The organism is Schaalia odontolytica (assembly GCF_002847525.1).
Classification (GTDB): domain Bacteria; phylum Actinomycetota; class Actinomycetes; order Actinomycetales; family Actinomycetaceae; genus Pauljensenia; species Pauljensenia odontolytica_B.
In genome coordinates this window covers 169,302-195,860 of sequence record NZ_PKKM01000004.1, presented here as the reverse complement: position 1 = coordinate 195,860, position 26,559 = coordinate 169,302, and the positions used below count along the sequence as shown (strand labels likewise).

Annotated in this window: 20 protein-coding genes and 1 riboswitch; of the genes, 16 read left to right on the top strand and 4 right to left on the bottom strand. The window is 67.5% G+C overall.

Features of this window, described 5'->3' with window-relative positions; genetic code table 11:
• Positions 1–54 precede the first annotated feature (54 nt).
• Positions 55–1,521, top strand: coding sequence for a glycoside hydrolase family 32 protein (locus CYJ22_RS04000; RefSeq protein WP_007588109.1), 1,467 nt, complete (start codon positions 55–57; stop codon positions 1,519–1,521).
• 211 nt (positions 1,522–1,732) lie between these two features.
• Entirely contained in the window at positions 1,733–3,769 is a 2,037-nt protein-coding gene (locus CYJ22_RS03995) for a sucrose-specific PTS transporter subunit IIBC (protein WP_101601279.1), read from the top strand.
• Positions 3,770–4,422: 653 nt separating this feature from the next.
• On the opposite strand, the gene CYJ22_RS03990 is transcribed toward CYJ22_RS03995, so the two are convergent.
• Positions 4,423–5,448, bottom strand: coding sequence for a LacI family DNA-binding transcriptional regulator (locus CYJ22_RS03990; protein WP_101601277.1), 1,026 nt, complete (start codon positions 5,446–5,448; stop codon positions 4,423–4,425).
• 285 nt (positions 5,449–5,733) lie between these two features.
• Here CYJ22_RS03990 and CYJ22_RS03985 point away from each other — a divergent pair, with 285 nt between their 5' ends.
• Both CYJ22_RS03985 and ptsP read left to right on the top strand, forming a co-directional pair.
• Entirely contained in the window at positions 5,734–6,000 is a 267-nt protein-coding gene (locus CYJ22_RS03985; protein WP_003793915.1) for an HPr family phosphocarrier protein, read from the top strand.
• Positions 6,001–6,004: 4 nt separating this feature from the next.
• Complete coding sequence (gene ptsP, locus CYJ22_RS03980; RefSeq protein ID WP_101601275.1) at positions 6,005–7,687, top strand: phosphoenolpyruvate--protein phosphotransferase; 1,683 nt, start codon at positions 6,005–6,007, stop codon at positions 7,685–7,687.
• Positions 7,688–7,769: 82 nt separating this feature from the next.
• On the opposite strand, the gene CYJ22_RS03975 is transcribed toward ptsP, so the two are convergent.
• Both CYJ22_RS03975 and CYJ22_RS03970 read right to left on the bottom strand, forming a co-directional pair.
• Positions 7,770–8,480, bottom strand: coding sequence for a hypothetical protein (locus CYJ22_RS03975; protein WP_101601272.1), 711 nt, complete (start codon positions 8,478–8,480; stop codon positions 7,770–7,772).
• 15 nt (positions 8,481–8,495) lie between these two features.
• Positions 8,496–10,211: a PspC domain-containing protein gene (locus CYJ22_RS03970; RefSeq protein ID WP_243390451.1), complete on the bottom strand. Its 1,716-nt coding sequence runs from the start codon at positions 10,209–10,211 to the stop codon at positions 8,496–8,498.
• A gap of 259 nt (positions 10,212–10,470) precedes the next feature.
• Here CYJ22_RS03970 and CYJ22_RS03965 point away from each other — a divergent pair, with 259 nt between their 5' ends.
• The 10 genes from CYJ22_RS03965 (at position 10,471) to guaA (ending at position 25,618) form a co-directional block, all read left to right on the top strand.
• The gene (locus CYJ22_RS03965) at positions 10,471–11,661 is read left to right on the top strand and encodes an ATP-binding protein (RefSeq protein ID WP_007588113.1); all 1,191 of its coding nucleotides are present in this window, start codon (positions 10,471–10,473) and stop codon (positions 11,659–11,661) included.
• Positions 11,658–12,308 (top strand): LuxR C-terminal-related transcriptional regulator, encoded by a 651-nt coding sequence (locus tag CYJ22_RS03960; protein ID WP_007588084.1) that lies wholly within the window; start codon positions 11,658–11,660, stop codon positions 12,306–12,308. The genes CYJ22_RS03965 and CYJ22_RS03960 overlap by 4 nt, the downstream gene beginning before the upstream one ends.
• A gap of 132 nt (positions 12,309–12,440) precedes the next feature.
• Positions 12,441–13,931 (top strand): DUF1846 domain-containing protein, encoded by a 1,491-nt coding sequence (locus tag CYJ22_RS03955; protein WP_101601267.1) that lies wholly within the window; start codon positions 12,441–12,443, stop codon positions 13,929–13,931.
• A 136-nt stretch (positions 13,932–14,067) separates the two neighbouring features.
• Positions 14,068–16,872 carry a UvrD-helicase domain-containing protein gene (locus CYJ22_RS03950; protein ID WP_101601265.1) on the top strand — a complete coding sequence of 935 codons (2,805 nt, stop codon included), beginning with the start codon at positions 14,068–14,070 and terminating at the stop codon, positions 16,870–16,872.
• Positions 16,873–17,499: 627 nt separating this feature from the next.
• Positions 17,500–18,687 carry an ADP-forming succinate--CoA ligase subunit beta gene (gene sucC, locus CYJ22_RS03940; RefSeq protein WP_101601260.1) on the top strand — a complete coding sequence of 396 codons (1,188 nt, stop codon included), beginning with the start codon at positions 17,500–17,502 and terminating at the stop codon, positions 18,685–18,687.
• Between the two features lie 26 nt (positions 18,688–18,713).
• Positions 18,714–19,634, top strand: coding sequence for a succinate--CoA ligase subunit alpha (gene sucD / locus CYJ22_RS03935; RefSeq protein ID WP_003793601.1), 921 nt, complete (start codon positions 18,714–18,716; stop codon positions 19,632–19,634).
• Between the two features lie 73 nt (positions 19,635–19,707).
• Positions 19,708–21,225, top strand: a complete 1,518-nt coding sequence (locus CYJ22_RS03930; protein WP_431768514.1) for a cell division protein PerM — start codon at positions 19,708–19,710, stop codon at positions 21,223–21,225.
• A 3-nt stretch (positions 21,226–21,228) separates the two neighbouring features.
• A riboswitch (ZMP/ZTP riboswitch) is annotated at positions 21,229–21,313 on the top strand.
• A gap of 23 nt (positions 21,314–21,336) precedes the next feature.
• Positions 21,337–23,178 (top strand): bifunctional phosphoribosylaminoimidazolecarboxamide formyltransferase/IMP cyclohydrolase, encoded by a 1,842-nt coding sequence (purH, locus tag CYJ22_RS03925; protein WP_101601254.1) that lies wholly within the window; start codon positions 21,337–21,339, stop codon positions 23,176–23,178.
• A 147-nt stretch (positions 23,179–23,325) separates the two neighbouring features.
• Positions 23,326–23,910, top strand: coding sequence for a biotin transporter BioY (locus tag CYJ22_RS03920; RefSeq protein WP_101601252.1), 585 nt, complete (start codon positions 23,326–23,328; stop codon positions 23,908–23,910).
• Positions 23,911–24,061: 151 nt separating this feature from the next.
• Entirely contained in the window at positions 24,062–25,618 is a 1,557-nt protein-coding gene (gene guaA, locus CYJ22_RS03915) for a glutamine-hydrolyzing GMP synthase (protein ID WP_101601250.1), read from the top strand.
• Between the two features lie 196 nt (positions 25,619–25,814).
• Here the strand turns inward: guaA and CYJ22_RS10090 are convergent, their stop codons facing one another.
• Complete coding sequence (locus tag CYJ22_RS10090) at positions 25,815–25,994, bottom strand: hypothetical protein (RefSeq protein ID WP_133124155.1); 180 nt, start codon at positions 25,992–25,994, stop codon at positions 25,815–25,817.
• Between CYJ22_RS10090 and CYJ22_RS03910 the strand changes: the two genes are divergently transcribed.
• On the top strand, positions 25,984–26,139 hold the full coding sequence (locus tag CYJ22_RS03910; RefSeq protein ID WP_431768513.1) for a tyrosine-type recombinase/integrase: 156 nt from the start codon (positions 25,984–25,986) through the stop codon (positions 26,137–26,139). The two genes, CYJ22_RS10090 and CYJ22_RS03910, sit on opposite strands and share 11 nt — an antisense overlap.
• On the top strand, positions 26,140–26,445 hold the full coding sequence (locus CYJ22_RS10230) for a plasmid mobilization protein (protein ID WP_207760503.1): 306 nt from the start codon (positions 26,140–26,142) through the stop codon (positions 26,443–26,445).
• Positions 26,446–26,559 lie beyond the last annotated feature (114 nt).

Genomic DNA, 26,559 nt, shown 5'->3' with positions numbered 1-26,559 from the left:
GACGGATGTGTCCCGCCCGCGCGCTCGTCTATCTCGGGGTGTTACCGTGAGGTCATGGCCGAAGATTTTCTCGCGTCCGCCCTCGCTGCCGAGGCCTCGTCGCGCGCCCCGCAAGATCCCGACTACCCCCTCTTTCACGTCGCACCCCCGGTGGGCCGACTGAACGACCCGAACGGCCTCATTGAGATCGATGGGACCTACCACGCTTTCTTCCAGTACACGCCCGAGCATCCGCGCCGCCTCGTCTACTGGGGCCACGCCACCTCCTCGGACCTGACCCGCTGGGACTACCACGCCCCCGCGATCCTGCCCGACACCCACCAGGACGCGAACGGCGCCTACTCGGGCACGGCGATCGAGGTCGGTGACCACGTCGAGCTGTGGTACACCGGCAACTACAAGGACCCCGAGACGGGGGAGCGCGAGGCCACCCAGTGCGTCGTCACCACGACCGACATGGTCCACTTCGATAAGCAGGTGCCCCCGATCATCGGCCGCCAGCCCGAGGGGTACACCGCTCACTTCCGCGACCCGCAGGTCTGGCGCGACGCGGACGGCTCCTACCGGATGCTGCTCGGCGTGCAACGCGAGAACCTCACGGGTGCGGCCCTCCTCTACCGCTCCGCGGACCTGCGCGCGTGGGAGTGCGAGGGTGAGATGACCTTCCCAGATGCCGGTGGAGCCTTCGAGGCGTTCGGCTACATGTGGGAGTGCCCCAACCTGGTGCGTCTCGTCGACGAGGATTCGGGTGAGGCCCACGACGTGCTCATCTTCTGCCCGCAGGGAATTTCGCCCGAGCGCGAGGGATTCGAGAATGTCTTCCCGTGTGTCGCCATCGTCGGCGAGCTCGTGGGTACCGAGTTCCGGGGCGCCGACGGCTCCTTCGAGGAGCTCGACCGTGGCACCGAGTTCTACGCTCCCCAGATCATGGCGCGCTCCGCGTCCTCGGCCCCGGGGGCGCCACCCCTCCTCTTCGGGTGGGCGGGCAACGCGGGCGAGGACGACCAGCCCTCGATCGAGACCGGTGGCTGGGTGCACTGTTTCACCGCGCCGCGCGCCCTCACCCTGCGCGGCGGCCGCGTGATCGCTCGCCCGTTCCTGCCGGGCCTGCCCCTGGCGCCTGCGACGCTCGAGGGAACCCCCGGGGACGAGGTCGGGGCGCGCATTGTGGAGCTCGCTGGCTCGCGCTCGTGGAGGCTTGCCTTCGATGCCTCCTACGAGGGTGCGCTGTCCGTGTGCATCGGTGAGGAGTCCGGCCTGTCGATCACCCTTGACGAGGGGCGTCTGACCGTCGACCTGACGGGCACGCGCTACCCCCACGGTGGCCGCCGCGTCGTCACCCTGGAGCCGGGGGAGGCCGGCCGCGTCGAGATTCTCCACGACCGATCGATCACCGAGATCTACCTGGGCGACGGATCGCGCGTCTTCACGACCCGCAGCTTCCTGAACGGCGAGGGGGCCGGAGTGACGCTCGAGGGCACCGCTTCTGTGACGAACGTGAGCGCCGCGCGCGCCGACTGAGCGACTGACGGACGAGGTCGTGGCTGCTCACAGTGGCCACGGCCTCGTCGTATGTGGGCGGTCTCTCATGATCTGACCTGAGACGATGTACCTCGCGCCTTGCGTTCGTGGCTCCTTCGCCCGTAGTATGTCAATCGATTGCTACACACCGCCCAGCGCGGCGTAACAATGGCGTTGCGCGTGGGGTTTTGAGAAAGGAATGTGGTCGGCAATGGATCACGCCAAGGTGGCAGGAGAGGTCGTCGAAGCAGTCGGCGGCGCATCCAACATCAGCGCAGCAGCACACTGCGCAACCCGTCTCCGCCTGGTGATCGCGGACGAATCCAAGATCAACCAGCAGGCCCTCGATGACAACGAAGATCTGAAGGGCACATTCGCCGCCGGCGGCATGTTCCAGATCATCGTCGGTCCCGGCGATGTTGACCAGGTCTACGCCAAGATGGTCGCAAACCACGGCGTACGTGAGGTCTCCAAGGACGAGGCCAAGGAAGAAGCCGAGGCTGGCGGCAACATCTTCTCCCGCTTCGTGAAGATGATTGCGGACATCTTCGTCCCGGTCCTCCCGGCCCTGATCGCCGGTGGTCTTCTCATGGCCCTCCACTCGGTCCTGACGGCCCAGGGTCTCTTCGGTGAGAAGTCCGTCATCGAGATGTACCCGGCGATGACCGACTACGACGCGCTCATTAACCTCGTCTCCTCCGCTGCCTTCGCGTTCCTGCCCGTCCTCGTTGGATTCTCCGCTGCGAAGCGCTTTGGCGGTAACACCTATCTGGGCGCCGCGATGGGCGCAGCGATGGTATCCCCGTCGCTGCTGTCTGCCTACTCCATGACAGACGCGGCGGCCGCCGCCAAGTTCTGGGCTTACACGGACCAGTCTTCCGTGTGGAACCTCTTTGGCCTCGAAGTCACCAAGGTCGGCTACCAGGCGATGGTCATCCCCACCCTGGTCGTCACCTGGATCATGTGCCTCATCGAGAAGAGCCTGCACAAGGTCCTTAAGGGCACTGCGGACTTCCTGCTCACCCCGCTCATCACCCTGCTGGTCACCGGCTTCCTGGCCTTCGTCATCGTCGGCCCCGTGACCCGTGAGCTCTCCAACTACCTGACCTACGGCATCAACTGGGCGTACACGACTCTCGGTGTCTTCGGTGGACTCATCTTCGGTTTCTTCTACAGTGCCATCGTCGTCACCGGTCTGCACCAGTCCTTCCCCGCCATTGAAATCCCGCTGCTGCCTTCCAACGGTGGCGTCGGCGACTTCATCTTCCCGATTGCCTCCATGGCGAACGTCGCGCAGGGCGCGGCTGCCCTGGCCGTCTTCTTCAAGACTCGCGACGCCAAGCTCAAGGGTCTGGCCGGTGCCGGTGGTGTCTCCGCAGTCTTCGGAATCACCGAGCCCGCCATCTTCGGCGTCAACCTGCGCCTGCGCTGGCCCTTCTACTGCGCCATGGTCGCGTCCGCCATCGGCTCCGCGGGCGTCGCCCTGCTGAACGTGCGCGGTCAGGCCCTCGGCGCCGCCGGCTTTGTCGGCTTCGTGTCGATCATCCCCAAGTCGATCCCCGCCTACCTGGCCCTCGAGGTCCTCGTCTTCGTCCTCTCCTTCGGCTTCACCTTCGCCTACGCCATGACGCGCGGCAAGGCTGACATGGAGGGCCGTGCGCCCGCCGCCAAGGCTGCCGCTCCCGTGGCCGCCGCCGTGGCGACCCCTGCTGCCGCGCCCGTGGCTGCTCCTGCCGCTGCCCCGGCTGCCGCCCCGGCCCCGTCCTTCAGCGACGAGGCGCTGGCTGACCTCTCTGTTGCCTCGCCTCTCGCGGGCACCGTGGTTCCGCTCGAGCAGGTCAAGGACGAGTCCTTCGCCAAGGGCATGCTCGGCCCCGGCATCGGCATCGAGCCCGCCGACGGCCTCGTCGTCGCGCCCTTCGATGGCACCGTGACCGTCGCCTTCCCGACCGGTCACGCCTACGGCCTCAAGTCCGCCTCCGGCGTCCAGGTCCTCATCCACGTCGGCATGGACACCGTCAAGCTGGACGGCAAGGGCTTCACGCCCCGCGTCGCCAAGGGCGACGTCGTGCGCCGCGGCGACGTCCTCGCCGAGGTCGACCTCGATGTGATCCGCGAGGCTGGTTACGAGACGATTACCCCCGTCGTCGTGACGAACAAGAAGAAGTTCGGCGTGGTGACCCCGGTCGCCAGCGGCGAGATCCAGCGCGGCGACGCGCTGCTCGACGTGGCCCCCAAGGAAGCCTGAGCCTTCCGGGAGTCACTCCTGACATAACGGGTGGGAGGCACTAGCAGTGCGCTGGTGCCTCCCACCCGTCTGTCGTTCCGGTGGCTTCGGATGGGCGTTTCGTTGTGGCGGCACTCGTCGCGGGGAGTTCGCGTTCTCGCGCTGCTGGTGTCGACCGCACAGTCTGTGGCTGCCGCGAGGCATGTCGATGGTGAACGCCCAATTTCGCATGCAATTCACGTGTGGGTATTTCAGGATCTGAATCGAGGGTGTTGGTATTTCGCGGTTTTTGCGGCGACGTGGAATGTGACGCCGAGGAATTGCATGCGAAATGTAGGGGAGGCTGCCGACGGCGATGACGGGAGGAGCCTGACGAGGTGCCGGCACCTGGGCCCTTCAGCGGGTTAACGTGTGCGCCGATGGGATGTGTTTGATGACGCGTGCTCGTGGATAGGTGATGTGCTCGCACAACAGTGCCAAATATGCAGACGGGTGACCTGCTCTCAGATAAGGGCGAACATGCGGATAGTTCTGCGCACGCGGATAGGTTATGACGATGCGGATAGCTTATTAACCTATCCATATGCGGATAACCTATCCGCGTGCGTATCCGTGGTTAAGAAAACAACCCGGGGCAGCGGTAAATGGTGACAGCCTCGGGGCGCGTGACGTGCTCAGGCGCTGATCGAACGCCCCGGAATCAGCGTGCCCGAGAACTCGACCGTCTGAGCATGGGGAGCCCAGGCCTCGTCGGATGAAGAACGCGGTGCCTTGCCCTCGATCTGATCGAGGAGAATCGACACCGCAGCCCGGGCGATCTCCTCGATGGGCTGGCGGATCGTCGCCAAGTGGGGGAGGGCGCGGCGCATCGTCTCCGTGCCATCAAAACCGATGATGGACAGGTCAGTGGGGACCGACAGGTTGCGCGTGCGCGCCCACTCGAGGACCTCGGCGGCCGCCAGGTCGTCGGTCGCGAAAACCCCGTCGACGGGGGCGGCGGCGCGGGCCTCGTCCAGGGCGTCGCGCACCATCGCGAAACGCTGGGGCGTCGGCGTATCGAAGGGCACGGTGACCACGCGTGGCGTTAGCCCCGCGCGCTCGACCTCGGCACGGTAACCGGCCTCGCGTAGATTGCGCGGGCCCGAACGGGAGGTAAGCAGAAGGGGATGGCGGCACCCGCCCTCGATAAGTGCGCGTGTCGCCATGGCACCCGCCTCCTCATTCGCGCAGCGCACGTTTGGGATGGATGGGCTCAGCTCGCGGTCGATCGTCACCAGGGGCATACGGATCGTGTCGTACTCACCCAGACCCTCGTTGTGGGCGCCCGAAATGATGCCGTCCACGCGGTTTCCCACGAGGAGCGAGAGGTACTCGCGCTCGCGGTCCGCCCGGCCCATGGAATTACAGATAAGGATGCGGTATCCGGCGTCGGCGAGGGCATTCTCGACCTCGACGGCCAGCTCGCCGAAGAAGGGCAGGGACACGGCGGGAACGATGAGGCCGACCGTATGCGTGCGCTTGCCATGCAGGGCACGAGCCAACGAGTTCGGGCGGTAGCCGAGCGTCTCGATCGCGTCGGCGACATTCTTCTTCGTCTTCTCCGAGAGGTATCCGCGGTTGTTGAGCACGCGCGACACGGTCGTCAGGCTCACTCCGGCCAGCTCGGCGACATCGGCCAGCGTGGGTTCGCGTGAACTCATGCGTGCTCTCCTTTCCTTCCCTCGGTACTTCTCTAGTGTAGTTGGTGAGGTGGAGGGGAGTCTCGCGTCGCGTCGGCGAGGCCGGGGCTGAGTGTTGCGTAGCGGCGTCGTCTCAGTTGTGAGAGAAGTCTGTCGTTGCATGGTTTTTCGGCATTTATGAGGGTGATGTATCCCATGTCACTGTCCGTGATATCGGGTTTTGCGTGGGTATCTCAGCCCGATACCATGGGCCGTACGGGCACCTGTGTCTCACGATGGACATACCCGCATTTGAAAGGAACGACCATGATTTCCCGCACCGTTGCAATTGGTTCCTCCGTTGGCCTCCACGCACGTCCCGCTTCCGTCCTCGCCGAGGCCGTTGATGACTCCGGCGTCGAGGTCACCATCGCTTTCGATGGCGAGGAGGCCGACGCCGCGTCGCTCCTCGAAATCATGACCCTGGGCGCCAAGCACGGCGACGTCGTCACCCTGTCCACCGAGGATGATTCCGCGGGCGCGGTGCTCGACTCGCTCGTCGAGCTGCTCTCGCGCGACCTCGACCAGGAGTGAGCTGATGGCGACGCACGACGTCCTGCACGGCATCGGCGTCTCCGCCGGTACCGCTGCAGCTCCCGCCGCGATCGTCCAGCCCGCCCCCGGCGTCGACACGACGGAGCCTGGCAGCGTCGACGCTGCTGCTGACGGCGCGCGTGTCCGCGAGGCGCTCGCAGCCGTTTCCGCTCGTCTGAGCGACCGCGCTGCGAACGCGCCGGAGGAGACGAAGGCGATCCTCAAGGCCACCGCCCAGCTTGCGGGCGACCGTGGCCTGGCCAAGGCCGTTGACAAGAAGCTGAAGAAGGGCCTCGGTGTCACCCAGGCCGTCCATGACGCCGTCGAGGACTACGCGCAGATGCTGCGCAGCCTGGGTGGCTACATGGCCGAGCGTGCGACCGACCTGTACGACGTGCGCGACCGCGCGATCTGCGAGCTGCGTGGCCTGCCCGAACCCGGCGTGCCGGCGTTCGACGGCCCCGTCGTCCTCGTGGCGCGCGACCTGGCACCCGCTGAGACCGCGACCCTGAACCCGGAGACCGTCCTCGGCATCATCACGGAGGTCGGAGGCCCTACCTCGCACACGGCGATCCTGGCCGCCCAGCTGGGCATCCCGGCGATCGTCAAGGCCGAGGGCATTATGGCTGTCGAGGAAGGCACGATGCTGGCCCTCGACGGTGGCGTCGGCGAGGTCATCGTCGCCCCCACCGATAAGGAGGTGGACCTGCTCAAGGAACGCTCGCGTCGCCGCGCGCTCGCCCTGGCAGGCTCGACCGGCAAGGGCGCGACCTACGACGGCTACCCCGTCAAGCTTCTGGCCAACATCGGCACGGTTGACGACGCTATGAAGGCCTCGAAGTTCGACCTCGAGGGCTCGGGCCTGTTCCGCACGGAGTTCCTGTTCCTGGAACGTTCGGAGGCCCCGACGCTGGAGGAGCAGACCGACACCTACACGAAGGTCCTGCAGGCCTTCGGTGACCGTCGCGTCGTCGTGCGTACCCTCGATGCGGGCGCCGACAAACCGCTGAGCTTCGCGGATCTGGGTACCGAGGAAAACCCCGCCCTGGGCGTGCGCGGCCTGCGCCTGTGCCAGGTGCGAGAGGACCTCATCGACACGCAGCTGCAGGCTCTGGCCGCTGCCCACAAGGCGACGGGCGCGGAGCTGTGGGTCATGGCCCCCATGGTGTCCACGGCTTCCGAAGCTCAGTGGTTCGCCGACAAGGCGCGCGGCTACGGCCTGCCCAAGGTCGGCATCATGATCGAGGTGCCCGCGGCCGCCCTGCGCGCCGAGCAGCTCCTGTCGATCGTGGACTTCGCCTCCATCGGCACGAACGACCTGACGCAGTACACGATGGCTGCCGACCGCCTGGACGGCAACCTGGCGTCTCTCCTGGATCCGTGGCAGCCCGCGGTCCTCGAGATGATCCGCCACGCCTGCAACGGCGGTCGCGCGACGGGCAAGCCGATCGGCGTGTGTGGCGAGGCCGGCGGCGATCCGCTGCTGGCCCTGGTCCTCACTGGCCTGGGTGTCGCCTCCCTGTCGATGGCTCCGTCGAAGGTCAACGCCGTGCGCGCCGCCCTGCGCATGCACGACCTGGCGACCTGCCAGCAGATGGCCGCCTTCGCAGTGGATGCCCCCAATGCGAAGGAAGGCCGTGAGAACGTCCTGAAGCTGGTGGCTCCGGCCATGCTGGATCTGCTCTGATCCGACGCTTCTGACACGCAACGGGGTGGGCCCGGGAACCAATCGGTTCCCGGGCCCACCCCGTCAGTACTGTGCGGCTCCGTCAATCCCTGCGGATCGCGTCGGCCGGATTCGAAGGCGCGGAGGCGGCATTCGCCTTCGGGGTCTTCTTGGAACGGCCTGAGAAGAGCGCGGTGAGGATCAGGATGATGCCCAACGTCGCGATCGCGCTGATGCCGAGGACCGGTAGATTGAAGTTCGTGATGTAGGCTTCGGCGATCAGGAAAGCGCCGACCATGCACACGAGGATCGCCCACACGAAGGCGCCGACTCGCACACCCCTGGCGGGGGCCTCGGGCAGCGTGCGTACATCGACGGGTACGGTCGGTGCACTCCACGTGGCGTGAGCGCCCGCAGTGGATGCCCCCAAGGGCTCCTGAGCGCGGTGGGTCGCCCCGGCCTCGTGCCCCTGGGGAGCGGACTCGCCCGTGGAGGCCGGATCGAAGGCGGTGCGCCCGCCTGCCCCTACAGAGCTGGCAGGAGAGCCCGCCTGCACATGCGGCCCCTGCGCGCCCGATGGGCCCGCCTGGCCCGCAGCCCCAGCGTCTGAGCGAAAGGGATCGGTGGACATCTGGGCCGTCGGTGCCTCGCGGAAGATCGCGAGGGGATCCGAGGACAGGTCTGGCGACGAGGTCGGCATCTCGGTCGTCGCGTCCGAACCGGCGCCGACGGAGGGCGCGGGGGTCGTCGGCAGCGGTGTCGTCTCGTCGAATTCGGGCAGCTGGGTGGTCTGGTCGTCGTTGGACGTAGTCATGGTCGTGTGCCTTCCTCAGTTACCCGACTGGGAGCCGGTGGGAGTAGGGGACGGGGTGGGCGTTGTGCTCGGCGTGGCCGAGGGAGTCGCCGAGGGGGTCGCGCTCGGCTTGGAGCCCCACGTGCCCGAGGAATCGGGCGTCTGCAGGATCGTCAGCGTGTCAATGTTTGCGCTGTCGGTGATGAGGACCGTGATGCCGCCGAGCGAGGGCTTCCCCCACGCGGGGGAGGAGGCAGTCACGCCGGAGCAGCCGTCCAAGGGCTCGGCCCAGCCGTTGTCCTTCATGTTGGTGGTCAGATCGTCGATGCTGGACTGGCACACGATCTGCACGGGCTGGCCCTCGGCCACCTGAATGGTGAGCCTGCTCCAGGCCTCCCAGTCGACCGTGATGGTCTTGGTGGTACCGACGGGGGCACCACTCAGGTCGAGTACCGTTGTGCCGGCCGGGTTTCCCCCGCTGATCCTGTCGACCGTCCAGTCCCGTGTCGTCTGGGAGCCGATACCGCTCGAGCCAACATTGATGTGGAAATCAGTCGGGTGAGCGGCCTGGGAGCCGACGGCCGCGGTGGGAAGTGCCATCATGATGCCGATGACGGACAGGGCGGTGAGCCAGCCGGCGCTGCGATCGCGCAGGGCGGCGATCGCCAGGGAGAACCCGACGATGATCAGGCACACGCCGCCACCGATCGTGATGACGCGGGCGATTGTCTGGCCCTCCGTCTCACCCGTTATGAAGGGGATCATGAGGCCCTTGTCAGCCCAGTACAGTCCGGCGAAAACGGCGGCCACAACGAGGACCAGCAGGCCCGTGATCGCGAGGTTGACGCGCCCGGAGACGGTGCGCGGGCGATGCGTCGGCGCGGGCGGAACGTTCCAGCGACGAGGCTGGGGCGTGCTCGGGGGAGGCGTCCAGCCGGGGTGGGGCTGAGTGGGGCGAGCCGCAGCGGGGGCAGGGCCTGCCTGCGGCCTAGCGGTGCCGGTAGGAGAGGACTGGAAGTCGCTCGGCACACCGTAGGCGGGGAAACCCGCGGGGGCTTGCTCAGGCTTGGTTCCGGGATCCGTGGCCCCCGCGCCGTCAGCGGCCGGAGTGGTTTGCCCAAAAGGGACGGAGGCATCCGTCGCATTCTGGGTAGGAGCAGCCGAAGGCGCGCCGTACTGCGGGGTCCCGTACTGGGGCGCGCCGTACTGCGGGGTCCCGTACTGGGGCGCGCCGTACTGCGGGGTCCCGTACTGGGGGCGCGGCTTGCTCGGGCCTTGCGACCCAGAACGCGCGATGCCCACGATGATGGCCGCGATTGCGGCCATGCCGGCCGCCATCACGATCAGCCTGAACCAGCCGATTCCCAGGACGCTGAAGATGCCGACATCGGATAGCAACGATGTAACAGAAGCGAGAACCATCAATACGCCGCCGATAACGGCCACGTCGAAGCGCCCTTCGACGGTCTCTTCCGCGTGAATGCGACCGTCCTCAGCCTCGGGCAGGAGCAGCCAGGCGAGCCCGTAGGCCATGGCCACGACCGGCATGAAGAACGCGCCAACTGCGACGAGGACGCGCACGAGGGACAGGTCCCATCCCTGGCGGGCGGAGATACCCGAGCAGACGCCTCCGATGACGCGGGGCTTAGCTCGGTACCATCCTGAGCCTCGGACGGAATCAAAGAAACCACTGCGGGGCGGGCGCTGCTCATAGCCAGCGTTGGGGTCCGGTGTGCCAGTGGACCAACTCATCATGCACTTCCTCTCGATGGGATCCACGCGGCGTGGATCGATACCACTACTCAACCAAAGAGACCGGGCACCCCGATAGTAGGGGACCCCCTGAACGGCCCCTGATTGTGGTGGGGGTGTCCCGGGGGCTGCCCCGGAGACGTGCCACAATGGGAGCGTGAGCAGACCCGTGAACTCCCCCCACCCGGGGTGGACTCCGCCGATTCCGGCGCCGCCCAGTAGGCCGCCGCTCGTGCGCGCGACCGCCTCGAGCCCGGACATGCCGGCCCCCTGGATGGCCGGCGTGTGCTCGGGCCTCGCCGTACACCTTGGGCTGCCGGTCTCGCTCGTGCGCGTCATGTTCATCTGCCTCACCGCTTTCGGCGTGGGCATAGGCGTCTACCTGTGGCTGTGGGTGACGGTCCCCGATGATTCCCCAGAGAAGAACGGTGCGGGAACGCTGAGTCCCGGCCTCGTCCGTTTGCGCGAGGAACGCGCCGCCCAGGTGTCGCGCAATCGCATGATCGTCGTCGGCGTCGCCCTGGTTGTGGCGGCGATCGTGGGTACCGTCTTGAACGCGACGGGCACTCTGGACTGGCGAGACATGGGGGCCATTGTCTCGATCATCTCGGGTATCGCGCTTGTGTGGAGCCAGAGCCGTGATGTGAACGGGTGGCGATCGTTGCGTTTCGTCGGCATTGTTGCCGCCGGCCTCCTGCTGCTCAGCCTCGGCGTCGTCATGGTTGCCTCTCGCGACAACCCGCCGGTGATCCTGCTGCGTGGCGGCCTCATCGGTGCTGCCCTGGTGGCAGGCGTACTCTTCGCTTTCGTTCCCATGTGGCTGCGCACCACGAAGGACCTGTCGCAGGCCCAGGCACAGCGTGTGCGCGAATCCGAACGCGCCGACATCGCCGCCCACCTGCATGACTCCGTGCTTCAAGCACTCACCCTGATCCGGGCCTCGGCCGAGGATCCCGCCCGCGTGCGCGCCATCGCCCTCACCGAGGAGCGCGAGCTGCGCGCCTGGCTCTACACGGGCCACGCGCAGGCCGCCGACTCCCTCGAGGCCGCCGTCACCGAGGCGGTCGTGGGCGTCGAGAGCCGCTACGGCGTGCCCATCAGCGTCGTCGTCGTGGGCGACATGCGCCCGGGACCCGGCGAGCTCGCACTCGTCGCGGCCCTCGCCGAGGCCTGTCAAAATGCCGTGCGCCACGGCGCCCCACCCGTCTCCGTCTACGTCGAGGTGCGCCCCCGAGCCGTTGAAGCCTTCGTCAAAGACAACGGCGAAGGATTCGACCCCGCCACCATCGCGGCCGACCGCCACGGCGTGCGTGACTCTATCGTCGGACGCATGCGCCGCGCCGGGGGTAACGCCACGATCAGGCGTCTCGCCCGCGGAACCGAAATCGCTCTGAGCGTGCCGCGCTCCGATATCCTGGAAGAAACAGCGCCCAACGGGAGGACACAGTGACCATCCGCATCCTCGTCATCGACGATCACCCCATGGTTCGGGCAGGCGTGCGCGCCGAGCTCGAAAACTCAGGGGCCGACCTCGAGGTCGTCGGTGACGCCTCCGACGTCGAGGGCGCCATCGCAGCCTGCCGCGCGCTCACCCCGGACGTGGCTCTCCTCGACGTGCACCTGCCCGGCGGAAACGGCGGAGGCGGGGCCGAAGTGGCCAGTACGTGCCGCGACATCGAGGGGCTGCACTTCCTGGCACTGTCCGTCTCTGATGCCGCCGAGGACGTCGTCCAGGTCATCCGCGCGGGCGCCCGCGGATACGTCACCAAGTCAATCTCCACCCCCGATCTCGTCGAGGCCATCGGCCGCGTCGCCGCCGGGGACGCTGCCTTCAGCCCGCGCCTCGCCGGCTTCGTTCTCGACGCCTTCGGTACCGGCGAGGTCTCCACGACCGACACCGAGCTGGACCTCCTGTCCGCCCGCGAGCAGGAGGTCATGCGCCTCATCGCCCGCGGCTACACGTACAAGGAAGTCGCCCACGACCTGTTCATCTCCATCAAGACCGTCGAAACCCACGTGAGCGCGGTCCTGCGCAAGCTCCAGCTCTCCAACCGCAACGAGCTGACGCGCTGGGCGATGCAGCGACACATCGTGTGAGGTCGGACCCCTTTCGCGCGCCCCACCCATAGCGCGCGGCCCTTGCGTGCCTACAATGGAATCCCGAGAGCGTGACAGCGCCTGACCGCCCCGCACGGACGGCCCCTTTCAATCCGCGACCTCGGAGGATGCATGCACCGCATCGGTTTTGATAGTGATCAGTACGTCGAGATGCAGTCTCGACACATCGCCCAGCGACGAAGCGAATTCGGCGGCAAGCTGTATTTGGAGTTCGGTGGCAAGCTGATCGACGACATGCACGCATCGCGTGTTCTGCCCGGCTTCACGCCCGACAACAAGGTGCGTATGTTGCGCGAACTGGCCGACGAGGTCGAGATCATCGTCGCCGTTAATGCCAAGGATTTCGCGCGCCGCAAGGTCCGCGCCGACATGGGAACCACCTACGACGACGAGGTTCTGCGCCAGATCGACGAGTTCCGTGAGCGTGGCCTGTACGTTGGTTCCGTCGTCATCACGCAGTGGACGGATGACAACAAGGCGGCCGCCGAGGTGAAGGAACGCTTCGAGAAGCTCGGCATCCGCGTCTACCGCCACTTCCCGATCCCCGGCTACCCCTCGGACGTCGAGCGCATCGTCTCGGACGAGGGCTACGGCGCCAACGAGTACGTGGAGACCAGCCGCAACCTCGTCGTTGTCACGGCTCCCGGCCCGGGCTCCGGCAAGATGGCGACCTGCCTGTCGCAGCTGTACCACGACCACAAGCGCGGGATCGAGTCGGGGTACGCGAAGTGGGAGACCTTCCCGATCTGGAACATTCCGCTCGATCACCCGGTGAACATCGCCTACGAGGCGGCCACCGCCGACCTCGACGACGTCAACATGATTGATCCCTTCCACCTGGAGGCGTACGGGATCAAGACGGTCAACTACAACCGCGACGTCGAAATCTTCCCGGTCCTGAACCGCCTCTTCGAGAAGATCCTCGGATCCTCCCCGTACAAGAGCCCCACGGACATGGGCGTCAACATGGCGGGCCACTGCATCGTCGACGACGAGGCCTGCAAGGAGGCCTCGCGCCAGGAGATCATTCGCCGCTACTACAAGGCCCTCGTGACCGAGAAAAAGGAAATGAGCGAGCCCGTGCAGTCGGCGCGCATCTCCCTGCTGATGAGCCGCGTGGGTGTGGGGCGCATGGACCGCCCGGTCGTGCGTCCGGCCCTCGAGCTGGCCGAGGCCACGGGCGAGCCGGCCGCCGCGATCGAGCTGCCCGACGGCCAGATCGTCACGGGCAAGACATCGGCGCTGCTGGGCTGCTCCTCGGCGATGCTGCTCAACGCCCTCAAGAAGCTCGCCGGCCTGCCGGACGAGGTCCAGCTCCTCGCCCCGGAGTCGATCGAGCCGATCCAGCGTCTCAAGACCCGCGACCTGGGCTCGCGCAACCCGCGCCTGCACACCGACGAGGTCCTCATCGCGCTCGCGGTCAGCGCCAACGGCGACGACAACGCGCGCCGCGCACTGGACAAGCTGAGCTCGCTGCGCGACTGCGACGTGCACGAGTCGGTCATCCTGGGCCCCGTGGACGAGGGCATCTTCCGCTCGCTGGGCATCCAGGTGACGACGGAGCCGGTGTACGCGACGAAGTCGCTGTACCGCAAGAAGTAATCGCTTCGACGAGGCCGGGGTTTCCGTCGCGTATCAGCGCGGGGAGGCGCCGGCCTCGTTGTGTGCCGCCTTTCGTGGTTGGCGCCACCCGGGCGGGGGTCGCAGGTGAGGGTGGGGCGGTTTACCCTTGGAGGCGATGAGTGACTCGACTTCTTTGCCTGACCTTGGTTTCCTGATCGGCCCCGACGGTGGTTTTCAGGACGACTACGTGCCGCCGGAGGTGCCCGCCTTTGACGTGGAGGACGCCTTGGGTTCCGACGCGTGGCCGGAGATCGCCGTGCCGGGTGGGGCATCGGGTGCGCCGTCGGCGTGGGAGCCTCCCGCGTCCTCGGGTGGTTTTTCGTCCGGCTGGGAGCGTCCCTCGCGCCCGGGCGTGGACCCCGAGTCGCTGACGCGCGGCCTCAACGATCGTCAGCGCGAGGCCGTCACTCACGCGGGCTCGCCGCTGCTGATCCTGGCAGGCGCGGGCTCCGGTAAGACGCGCGTGCTCACGCACCGCATCGCCTACCTGCTGGCCACGGGCCGCGCGCGGGCGGGGGAGATTCTGGCGATCACCTTCACGAACAAGGCGGCAGCCGAGATGCGCGAGCGCGCGGGCTCCCTTGTGGGTGACGACGCTCGTCGCATGTGGGTGTCGACCTTCCATTCGGCGTGCGTGCGCCTGCTGCGCTACGAGCACGAGGCGGCCGGGCTGTCCTCGTCCTTCACGATCTACGACGCCCAGGATTCCCAGCGCCTCATCCAGATGGTCCTCAAGGCCATGGACGTGGACATTAAGCGCTTCACCCCAAAGATGGTCGCGGCGCGCATTTCGGACGCGAAGAACGAGCTGATCGGCCCGGCGCGCTACGCGGAGACGGCGGGCAAGGACCCGGTCTCGCGCATCGTCGCGGACGCCTACGTCGAGTACGACAAGCGCATGCGCGCCTCGAACGCGCTCGACTTCGACGACCTCATCATGCGTACGGTCGACCTGCTGCGCGAAAACCCGCTGATCGCCGAGCACTACCACCGGCGCTTCCGCCACATCCTCGTGGACGAATACCAGGACACGAACCACGCGCAGTACGTCCTCGTGCGCGCTCTCGTGGGGGACGGCAAGGACGGCGTGGAGCCCGCCGAGCTGACGGTCGTGGGCGACTCCGACCAGTCGATCTACGCCTTCCGGGGCGCCACGATCCGCAACATCGAGGAGTTCGAGCGCGACTTCACGGGCGCGCGCACGATCCTGCTCGAGCAGAACTACCGCTCGACGCAGAACATCCTGTCGGCTGCGAACGCGGTCATCGCCCGCAACACGGGGCGCCGCGCGAAGAACCTGTGGACGGCCTCGGGCGATGGCGCGCTCATCACCCTGGACGCCGCCGATTCCGAGCACGACGAGGCCCGCTTCGTCGTCGGCGAGATCGACCGCCTCGCGGACTCGGGCGTCGAGTGGGGCGACATCGCGGTCTTCTACCGCACGAATGCGCAGTCCCGCGCGCTGGAGGAACTCCTCGTGCGCCAGGGCATCCCGTATCGCGTCGTCGGCGGCACCCGCTTCTACGAGCGCCGCGAAATCAAGGACGCCTTGGCGTACCTGCAGGTCATCTCCAACCCTGACGACACTGTCGCGGCCCGCCGCGTTCTCAACGTCCCCAAGCGAGGCATCGGAGCGAAGGCCGAAGAAGCGATCGCCGCGCACGCCGCCCACTACGGCATCTCGTTTGGCGCCGCCCTGCGTCACCTGTGGCTGCGCGCCGGCTGCCCCGCGGGTGAGGGCGAGGGGATCGACGTCGACGCGCTCGCGCGTTCCGCGTCCCCGGACGAGGCCTCGGCTGGTTCTTCTGTGTCTGCTTCCTCAGGTGAAGCGGCGGGGGAGAACCCCGGTGTGGGCGAGGCTGCGGATGAGAACGCGGCTGCGGCACCGGCCTCGTCCCCTGCCGAGAGTGCTCCCGAGGTCCTCGGGATCACCCCGCGCGCCGCGAAGTCGGCGGCTGCATTCTGGGGACTCATCGAGACACTGCGAGCCGCGGAGGCGCGAGGTGCATCGCAAGCCGACATCCTCGAAGAGGTCCTAGACCGCACCGGCTACCTGGCTGAACTGCGCCGCAGCGAGGACCCGCAGGACGCCTCGCGCGTGGAAAACCTGGCGGAACTGCACTCGGTCGCGGGTGCCTTCGCGGCCGACGCTCCCGGCGGGACCCTCGCGGACTTCCTCGAGCGCGTCGCGCTCGTTGCTGACTCGGACCAGGTGCCCGCAGAGGGCGAGCGCGGCGGGCAGGTCACCCTCATGACCGTCCACACCGCGAAGGGCCTCGAATTCCCGGTCGTGTTCGTCACCGGCATGGAAGACGGCACCTTCCCGCACCAGCGCAGCCTCGGCGATGAAAGCGAGCTTGAGGAGGAACGTCGCCTCGCGTACGTGGCCATCACGCGGGCGCGCGAACGCCTCTACCTCACGCGCGCGGCCGTGCGCAGCGCCTGGGGCACCCCGCAGGAGATGCCGCCCTCGCGCTTCCTCGACGACATCCCCGCCGAGCTCCTCGACGTGCGCCGTGCAGCCACGTCGGGGGAGCGCATGCGCGCGTCCTACGGCGGATCCTACGGGTCCGGGGCGTACGGTTCCGGTTCCTACGGGCGCTCCCGTCGCGCCGAGGGACGCGACCCGTGGGGCGATACCGACACGGGTGCCTTTGGCTCCGGCCGTGGCGGCGCCTCCGCCCAGCCCGCCGGCGTGCGCAAGGTGACCCGCATGGGCGTGGCTCCCGCCGCCAAGCCCGCCGAGGACAAGCCGGTGCTCTCCCTCAAGGTCGGAGACCGCATCAAGCACGCGACCCTGGGCGCCGGAACCGTCACCGGCATCGAAGGCGAGGGGCCGCGCACCGTGGCCCGCATCCGTTTCGGCCTGGGCGAGAAGCGCCTGCTCGTGCGCATGGCTCCGATGGAGAAGATTTCGTAGCGTTTCCTGCTGGGCCGGGTTGCTTGTGGTCCCACGGGTGTTCCGGGCGCCGGAGGGCCCGGCTGGTTTTCGACCGTCGCTTGGCCTGCTTTGATGGGCCTGGCCGCTGTGTGTGCTGGTCGGCGGCGGCCCGCCCGCGAGATCGCCACACGCGAGCTTCGCTCGGAGTGGTCGATCTCGAGGCCCGCCCTGGCCCTGCCGCCGCCGACCAGCACCGCGGCCTGGCCCCGCCTCCGCCCACGGACGCCGCAGCTAGGCCCCGCCTCGAAGCCCGGCCAGGCCCTGCCACCGCCCATCAATTTCGCATGCAATTCCCCTGAGCGTATTTCAAATATTGAAATCTAATCGTTGATATTCTGCGGTTTTTGAGCGTGCATCGATTCGTGTCGTGGGGGAATTGCATGCGACATTTGTCTGGGCCCGGCCTGCTGCCCTCGGGCGCCGCGGTCCGGCCACGCGGGAGATGCGACCCCCGATCCGCCCCGCAACGCAAAGCGTTGACAAAGGGAAAGCGCCTTCTGGTCAAGGCCGTGACAAGCCTTGATAATGGGAGGAAATGGCGCGTTTATGCCGGTCGCACGTTAGAATTATTGCGCTGACCACACCACGTTCAACGGAGGGAATAAGGTGGATCTCTACGAGTATCAGGCCCGGCAGATGTTCAAGGAGCACGGCGTGCCCGTGCTCGACTACCGCCTGGCGTCAACCCCCGAAGAGGCGCGCGAGGGTGCGCGCGAGCTCCTGGCGGACGGTGCGTCGCTGCTGGTCGTCAAGGCGCAGGTCAAGACCGGTGGCCGCGGCAAGGCCGGCGGCGTTAAGCTCGCCCACACCGCCGACGAAGCCTACGAGAAGGCTGAGGCGATCCTCGGCCTCGACATCAAGGGCCACATCGTCAAGAAGGTCATGATCGCTGTCGGCGCGGACATTGCCGCCGAATACTACTTCTCGATCCTGCTGGATCGCTCGAACCGCCGCCACCTGGCGATGTGTTCGCGCGAAGGTGGCATGGATATCGAGACACTCGCGAAGGAACGCCCCGAGGCCCTGGCCCGCGTCCCCCTCGATCCCACCGTCGGCATCGACGCCGAGGTCGCCCGCCACATCGCGAAGGAAGCGGGCTTCGGCGAGGCAACGGCCGAGGCCATCGCCCCCGTCCTCGAAACCCTGTGGACCGTCTACCGTGATGAGGATGCGACCCTGGTCGAGGTCAACCCGCTGGTCTCCAGCCCCGACGGCTCCGTGTGGGCGGTCGACGGCAAGGTCACCCTCGACGACAACGCGCGCTTCCGCCACCCCGGCCACGCCGAGCTGGTGGACGTGGCCGCGCAGGATCCGCGCGAGGCCGCAGCGAAGGCAGCCGGGCTTAACTACGTGCGCCTGGAGGGCCAGGTCGGCATCATCGGTAACGGCGCGGGCCTGGTCATGTCGACGCTCGACGTGGTTGCGATGGCCGGCGAGGAGTTCGGCGGAATGAAGCCCGCGAACTTCCTCGACATCGGCGGCGGCGCTTCGGCCGAGGTCATGGCGAAGGGCCTGGACATCATCCTCGGCGACGAGCAGGTTCGCTCCGTGTTCGTTAACGTCTTTGGCGGCATCACCGCGTGCGACCAGGTCGCCCGAGGCATCATCGGCGCGCTCGAGACGCTGGGCGACGCGGCCTCGAAGCCCCTCGTCGTGCGCCTTGACGGCAACAAGGTCGAGGAGGGCCGCGCGATTCTTGCCGAGGCTGCGCACCCGCTCGTCCACATGGAAGAAACGATGGACGGCGCGGCCCGGCGTGCAGCTGAGCTCGCCGCACAGGCCTCGTCGAAGTAACGACCCGAGAACCGCAGGAGAACACCATGACTATCTTCGTCAACTCTGACACCCGGGTCATCGTCCAGGGCATGACCGGCGCCGAGGGCCGCAAGCACACCCAGCGCATGCTGAGCGCCGGCACGGCCATCGTGGGCGGCACGAACCCGCGCAAGGCCGGCACGACCGTCACCTTCGACGTGCAGGGCTACGGCCCGGGCGCCGACAAGGTGACCGACGGCCAGGTCGAGGTCCCCGTCTTCGGCACGGTCGCCGAGGCCCGCGAGGCCACCGGCGCGAACGCCTCCGTCATCTTCGTGCCCCCGGCCTTCGCGAAGGGCGCCGCCCTCGAGGCCATCGACGCGGGCATCGAAACGATCGTCCTCATCACCGAGGGCATTCCCGTCCAGGATTCCACGATTGTCGTCGAGCGCGCGCTCGCGGCGGGCGTGCGCCTGATCGGCCCGAACTGCCCCGGCATCATCTCGCCCGGGCAGGCGAACCTGGGCATCACCCCGGCGGACATTACGGGACCGGGCCGCCTCGGCCTCGTCTCCAAGTCGGGCACGCTGACCTACCAGCTCATGTACGAGCTGCGCGATTTCGGCTTCACGACGTGCCTGGGTATCGGCGGCGACCCGGTTGTGGGCACCACCCACATCGACGCGCTGGCGGCTTTTGAGGCTGACCCGGACACCGACCTCGTCATCATGATCGGTGAGATTGGTGGTGACGCCGAGGAGCGTGCGGCCGCCTGGATCCAGGAGAACATGACCAAGCCCGTCGTCGCCTACATCGCGGGCTTCACGGCCCCCGAGGGTAAGACCATGGGCCACGCGGGCGCGATCGTGTCCGGCTCGTCCGGTACGGCTGCCGCGAAGGCGGAGGCGCTCGAGGCCGTGGGCGTGCGCGTGGGTCGCACCCCTTCGCAGACGGCGCAGATCGCGCGCGAGATCCTCTCGCGCTAACGTCACAGCACAAATCGGCCCGGGGTCGGCGCGCAGCGTCGCGGCCCCGGGCCGATTCTGACACTATGGGCCTGTGAGCGAGCGCATCAGAGAAGTACCCAGCCCCCGGCGGACCACGACCACGTACGTGCCGGACCGGGCGACGATCCGTGTGGCCGTCCCGCAGGGGTGGGCGCGCGGTGTGCTCGCGGGCATTGAGGCGGCCTTTGCGGGCTGGGCGCTGATCACGGTGTTCACGATGATCGCGTACCTGACGCTGCGTTCGAACTCGTGGATGAATGACACGACGCCGCGTGATGCTCTCGGCCTGGGTGGTGACCTGTGGGCCGCTGTCATTGGCGGAACGTCGGTGGTTGGGGGAGTGCATTACCGCGCGATTCCGACGCTGGTGGGCGCCCTGCTGATCGTGCTGGTGCGGCTCCTGCTGCGTAACACGGCTGGTTTCCCGCGCAGCGCGGCGCTGTTCGCGGTGCCTGGTTTTCTTCTCACCTCCTGGCTGCTGGCGGGCGCGTCGGGCATCTATTCGCACTGGTGGACGGGCACGCTCGGCGCGATTCTGATTCCGCTGATCGGATCGGTGTGGTTCGTTGCGTCGGGGTATTCGCGCGACAATGAGGCCCCGTCGATGCAGCACTGGATTTCGGGTGGCCTGAAGCTGGGAGGCCTGTCGGTCCTCGCGCTCGTTGCTGCGTCTGCGGTGGCGTCGGTGATTGCGCTCGTGGCGGGGTGGAGCCGCATGGCTGGGATCCAGGAGATTCTGGGTGCTGCCTCGGGCGCGGATACCGCTTTTATCGTGGGGGCTCAGCTGCTTTTTGCGCCCACGGTCATGGCGTGGGCTGCCTCCTGGTGGTCGGGCGCGGGTTTCCTGACGGCGACGGATTCGCTGCATTCTCCGGTGGTGGCGGGCACCGGCCCGATTCCGCCGATTCCGCTCCTTGGAGCCGTCCCGGAGACGGCCCCCGGCATGTGGGTGATTCTTGCGCCGATCATGTTGGGCATTGGCCTTGGTGTTGTCGCGTCGCGGTCGTTCCGTCGTGAGCACCTGCTGCACCAGACTGCCCAGGGTGTCCTGTCCTCGGTGATCGTCGCCTCGGTGACGGCCCTGTGGATGTGGAGCGCGACGATGAGCATGGGCTCCGTGCGCCTGTCGTCGATGGGCCCGCGCGTGGGGTGGGTGACGCTCGCTCTCGTGCTCGAGATTGCCCTGCCTGCCTTGATCATCGCCCTGGCGAGCCACCCGACGACTCGCGCCCTCCTCGGCGAGGGTGCCGGTCGTGTGCGCAACGAGGGTGAGGCCCTGCGCCGCCGCGCTGCCGAGCGTGCGTCCCGCGTGGGGGCCGGCGCCTCGACGACGGACGAGGCCTGGGCTGAGGCTTCCGAACCCGAGGAACCCGGCGACGCGGACGCAAGCGCCGACGAGGCCGAGGATCTCGAAGCGGTGGCCGACGCGGACGAGCAGGACGCGGACGAGATGCCTAAGGACACTTGCGAAACTGCCGCCGAGGATGCCGCGGACATCGAACCGGTCCAGGCTGAAGGTGACGAGGAAGACCCCGAGGCGAAGGCGACGCGGCGCGAGGGCCTGAACTAGACTGGGAGTCGCCGCGACTGGCGAGGGTGGATGACCACCGGGGAGCGGCCGCATTTCCCGCGAGGCGTCGCCCGCCTGGGCGCCTGGGTTTGGTCTCAACCTGGAGGAACTATGTCCGTCTCCCTGGACAACCTGGAACCCATCGACGTGCGCCCTATCAAGCGGGCCCTGATCTCTGTGTATGACAAGACGGGCTTGGAGGATCTTGCCCGCGCCCTTGGCGAGGCCGGCGTGGAGATCGTCTCCACCGGCTCCACGGCCGCGCGCATTGCGGCGGCAGGCGTGGCCGTCACCCCAGTCGACGACGTGACCGGCTTCCCCGAGGTGCTCGAGGGGCGCGTGAAGACCCTGCACCCCTTCATTCATTCCGGCATCCTGGCCGATCAGCGTAAGGCGGCTCATCGCGAGCAGATCGCCCAGCTGGGCATCAAGGCCTTTGACCTGGTCGTGTGCAACCTGTACCCGTTCCAGGACACGGTTGCGTCGGGCGCGTCCTTCGATGAGTGCGTCGAGCAGATCGACATCGGTGGCCCGTCCATGGTGCGTGCCGCCGCGAAGAATCACCCGTCGGTCGCGGTCGTGACCTCCCCGGAGCGCTACGCGGATGTAGCCGAGGCCGTGGCGGGGGAGGGCTTCACCCTCGAGCAGCGCCGCGTGCTGGCCGCCGAGGCCTTCGCCCACACGGCGACCTACGACCTGGCGATTGCCGGTTGGCTGGCCGACGAGCTGGATCTCGAGGACGTGCGCGAGACACTCGACGATGCCGCCGAGACCCACCTGGATGCCTCCGACGCGGCCTTCCTGGAGTCGCTGGGCTACCAGACCGAGGAAGACTACGTGGTGGACGTCCCCGAGGAGGAGGGGCAGACCTCGGGTATGCCCGTGTTCGTCGCCGACGCGTTCGAGCGCGTGGAGTCGCTGCGCTACGGCGAGAATCCGCACCAGGGCGCTGCCGTGTACCGCGAGATCGATGAGTCCTTCGAGGACGAGGATGCCGACGACGAGGCCTTGGTCCCGGGCATCGCGAACGCGCGCCAGCTGCACGGCAAGGCCATGAGCTACAACAACTACACGGATGGCGACGCCGCCCTGCGCGCCGCCTACGATCACGAGCGCCCCTGCGTCGCGATCATCAAGCACGCGAACCCCTGCGGTATCGCGGTGGCCGACGATGTGGCCGAGGCGCACCGCCTCGCGCATGCCTGCGACCCCGTGTCGGCGTTTGGCGGCGTGATCGCCGTGAATCGCCCGGTGAGCGTGGAGCTGGCCCGCCAGATCGTCCCGATCTTCACCGAGGTCGTGCTGGCCCCCGACTACGAGGAGGGCGCGCTCGAGGTGCTGAGCGCGAAGAAGAACCTGCGCGTCCTGCAGGTTGAGCCCCCGGCTCGCGGCTCGTACGAGTTCAAGCAGATCAGCGGCGGCCTGCTGGTCCAGGAGCGCGACGACATCGACGCGCCGGGCGATTCCCCGGAGAACTGGACGCTCGCGGCCGGCGCTCCCGCCGACGAGGCGACGCTGGCGGACCTGGAGTTCGCGTGGCGCACGGTGCGCGCGGTTCGTTCGAATGCGATCCTGCTGGTCAAGGATGGCGCCTCGGTGGGCGTTGGCATGGGCCAGGTGAACCGCGTGGACTCCTGCAAGCTGGCGGTTGAGCGTGCGAACACGCTGGGCTCGCGCTCGACGGGTGACGCGGCGGCCTCCGCCGTGGACAGTGCGGGCGGTGCTCGCGCCTCCGAGGTTGTGGCCGAGGCTCCCGAGCAGCGTTCCATCGGCGCGGTTGCCGCGTCGGATGCGTTCTTCCCCTTCGCGGATGGCCTGCAGGTGCTCATCGATGCCGGCGTCAAGGCCGTCGTCCAGCCCGGTGGTTCCGTGCGTGACCAGGAGTCGATCGATGCGGCGAACGCCGCGGGCATCACGATGTACCTGACGGGCACGCGCCACTTCGCGCACTGATCATTCCCGTTCATGGGCTCCAGGGGGCGAGCGCCGGTGTGGCGCTCGCCCCCTGAGATCTTGGTGTCTGTGGTTGACAGGGGAGCCGGGGCAGCATATCGTTCAAGTATTGAATTAAAGGCCGTTGGCCCTGTTGAAAGGTATCGCATGACCACCCTGACCGCTTCCCCCGTCGCCGCGCGCGAGAACCGCGTCCTCGCCGACCGCCTCGGTGGCACGATCGCCCGCGAGATCGCGCTGGTTGCCGCCGGAACGATCGCCATGATCGTCCTGGCTCGCATCTCTATCCCGCTGCCCTTCACCCCCGTGCCCGTCTCGCTCGGCACGCTCGGTGCGCTCTCGGTCGGCACGACCCTCGGTGCGCGCCGAGGCCTCGCCTCCGTCGCGACGTACGTGATTCTTGGCATCGCCGGCGCCCCGGTCTTCACCGGCACGAACGTCGGCTGGGCCTTCCCCTCCTTCGGCTACATCCTCGGCTACCTCCTCGTCGCCGCGATCGCCGGCCTGGCAGCCCAGCGTGGCGCCGACCGCCGCATTGTCACCATGGCGCCGACCGCCGTCGTCTCCCTGTTCTCCGTGTACATCCTGGGCCTGGCCTGGATGATCCCCTTCGCGCACATGACGATCGAGCAGGGTCTGATGAAGGGCTTCGTTCCCTTCATCATCGGCGACCTGGTTAAGGCCGCCGTGGCGACCGGCGTCTTCCCGGTGCTGCGCTCCATCTTCCGCTGAGCCGCGCGCTCCAGCGTTACGCGAGTCGGCCTCGTCCCTACCCGGGGGCGGGGCCGTCGCCGTATCCGCCGTGCGCAGTGGTGACATGCGTAATGGAGCGCGACGGGGCGGGGCGCGCGCGGGTACCATTGGCAGGGTGAACGCTTCTGACATGCACCCCGTCCTCGTCGTCGACTTCGGCGCGCAGTATGCCCAGCTGATCGCGCGCCGCGTGCGTGAGGCCAACGTCTACTCCGAGATCGTCCCCCACACCATGAGCGTGGCGGACATGCTCGCCAAGGAGCCCGCCGCCATCATCCTGTCCGGCGGTCCGTCCTCCGTGTACGAGGAGGGTGCGCCCTCCGTCGATCCTGCGATCTTCGAGGCCGGTGTGCCCGTCCTGGGCATCTGCTATGGCTTCCAGACCATGGCCCACACCCTCGGCGGCACGGTCGGTCGCACGGGCACCCGCGAGTACGGGCACACCGAGGCCACCGTTGCCGGTGACTCCTGCCTGTTCAGCGGCACCCCCGACGACCAGATCGTGTGGATGAGCCACGGCGACGCTGTCCAGGGCGCGCCCGAGGGCTTCACCGTCACCGCGTCGACCACCGAGACCCCCGTCGCGGCCTTCGAGTCGCGTGAGCGTCGCCTCTACGGCCTGCAGTGGCACCCCGAGGTGGGCCACTCCCAGTTCGGCCAGGACGCGCTGAAGAACTTCCTGTACGAGGGTGCGGGCCTGGAACCCACGTGGACCGCCGGTTCCATCGTGGATGAGCAGGTTGAGAAGATCCGCGAGCAGGTCGGCGACGCGCAGGTCATCTGCGCCCTGTCCGGCGGCGTGGACTCCTCCGTGGCTGCGGCCCTCGTGCACAAGGCTGTCGGCGATCAGCTGACCTGCTTCTTTATCGACCACGGCCTGCTGCGTGCGGGCGAGCGTGAGCAGGTCGAGAACGACTACGCGCGCGGCATGGGTATTCGCGTCATCACGTGCGACGAGTCCGAGCGCTTCCTGTCCGCCCTGGCCGGCGTCACCGAGCCCGAGGCGAAGCGTAAGATCATTGGCCGCGAGTTCATCCGCTCCTTCGAGGCCGCCCAGAAGCAGGTCATCGAAGAGATCGGCGCCGCCGGCGGCGAGGTGAAGTTCCTCGTCCAGGGCACCCTGTACCCCGACGTCGTCGAGTCCGGCGGCGGCGAGGGGGCGGCCAACATCAAGAGCCACCACAACGTGGGCGGCCTGCCCGAGGATATGACCTTCGAGCTGGTCGAGCCCCTGCGTACCCTCTTCAAGGACGAGGTGCGCGCGGTCGGTCGCGAGCTGGGCCTGCCCGACTACCTGGTGAACCGCCAGCCCTTCCCGGGCCCCGGCCTCGGCATCCGCATCATCGGCGAGGTCACGCGCGAGCGCCTGGACATCCTGCGCGCCGCCGACCTGATCGCCCGCGAGGAGCTCACGGCGGCCGGCCTGGATCAGGAGATCTGGCAGTGCCCGGTCGTCCTGCTCGCCGACGTGCGTTCCGTGGGCGTCCAGGGTGACGGCCGCACCTACGGTCACCCGATCGTGCTGCGCCCCGTGTCCTCCGAGGACGCGATGACGGCCGACTGGACGCGCCTGCCCTACGACGTCCTGGCCCGCATCTCCACGCGCATCACCAACTCGGTGCCCGAGGTCAACCGTGTCGTCCTCGACGTGACCTCCAAGCCCCCGGCCACCATCGAGTGGGAGTGACCTAACCCCGATTCTTGCAAGCCACCTGAAATCATTCCCAGAGCGCCACGGCGCGTCATGAGTGGTCAGACGCCACCAAGCCACCTGCAACAAACGGGAATGACAGATTGGAAAGACCTCCGAAATCAAGCGGTTTCGGGGGTCTTTATTGCGCTTTGAGCTGCGATTTTGATTCGAATCATTGCCCTCGGTGGCTTTATTTTGCCCCGAAACTCGCCTTCCAATCGGCCACCTCTTCGGGGGTCATCTCGCCGGCTTTTTCCGAATCAATCACACGCTTCCACGCCTTGATCGCCTGAGCCAGCATAGGGCTGTGCTCGGCCCTCTCGTCGAAGCCCAGCACGAGCGGCTGCAGAAAGACGGGCGTGAAGCGCATCAGAATCCACGACTTGCGCCACAGCCACGTTAGCCTGCTCATCAACATGGGTTTCACGGCGCTCGCAATCGCCGATCATATGGGGCACGAGACGGCGGGCATCACCTACCGCTATGCGCACCTGTTCCCCATGAAGCGGGACTAGATGGCCGCCGCGCTCGACGGGGGCGAGGGGGTAAGAAGGATGCCGTGCGAGAACAGCGCCCGCAAGCGCAACAAGACGATGGTGTTTTGTTGCACGCCCGAGGAGCACAACCTCATATGCGAGTTGGCTGCCTGGAACGGCATGAACCGGCAGGACTACATCATTGCCAAGCTCACCGATACCCAAGTTGAGGTGAGGCCCTCTGTGAGCGTTCAAAAGGCGTTGAAGGACTCGATGGCGGAGTTGGCCAAGGAAGTGAGCCTGGTGGCATCCTATGGCGAGCTGAGCGAGTCCTTGCAGCCGTGAGTCGAGCTTGTGATGGGATTCTTCCTGGCGCTTGGCGAGCCTGATGACACGCCAGCGGTTGAGGCGTTGCCACGAACCGCGTCTTTGGAAGAGCCGACGACAGGTGTCGTGGAC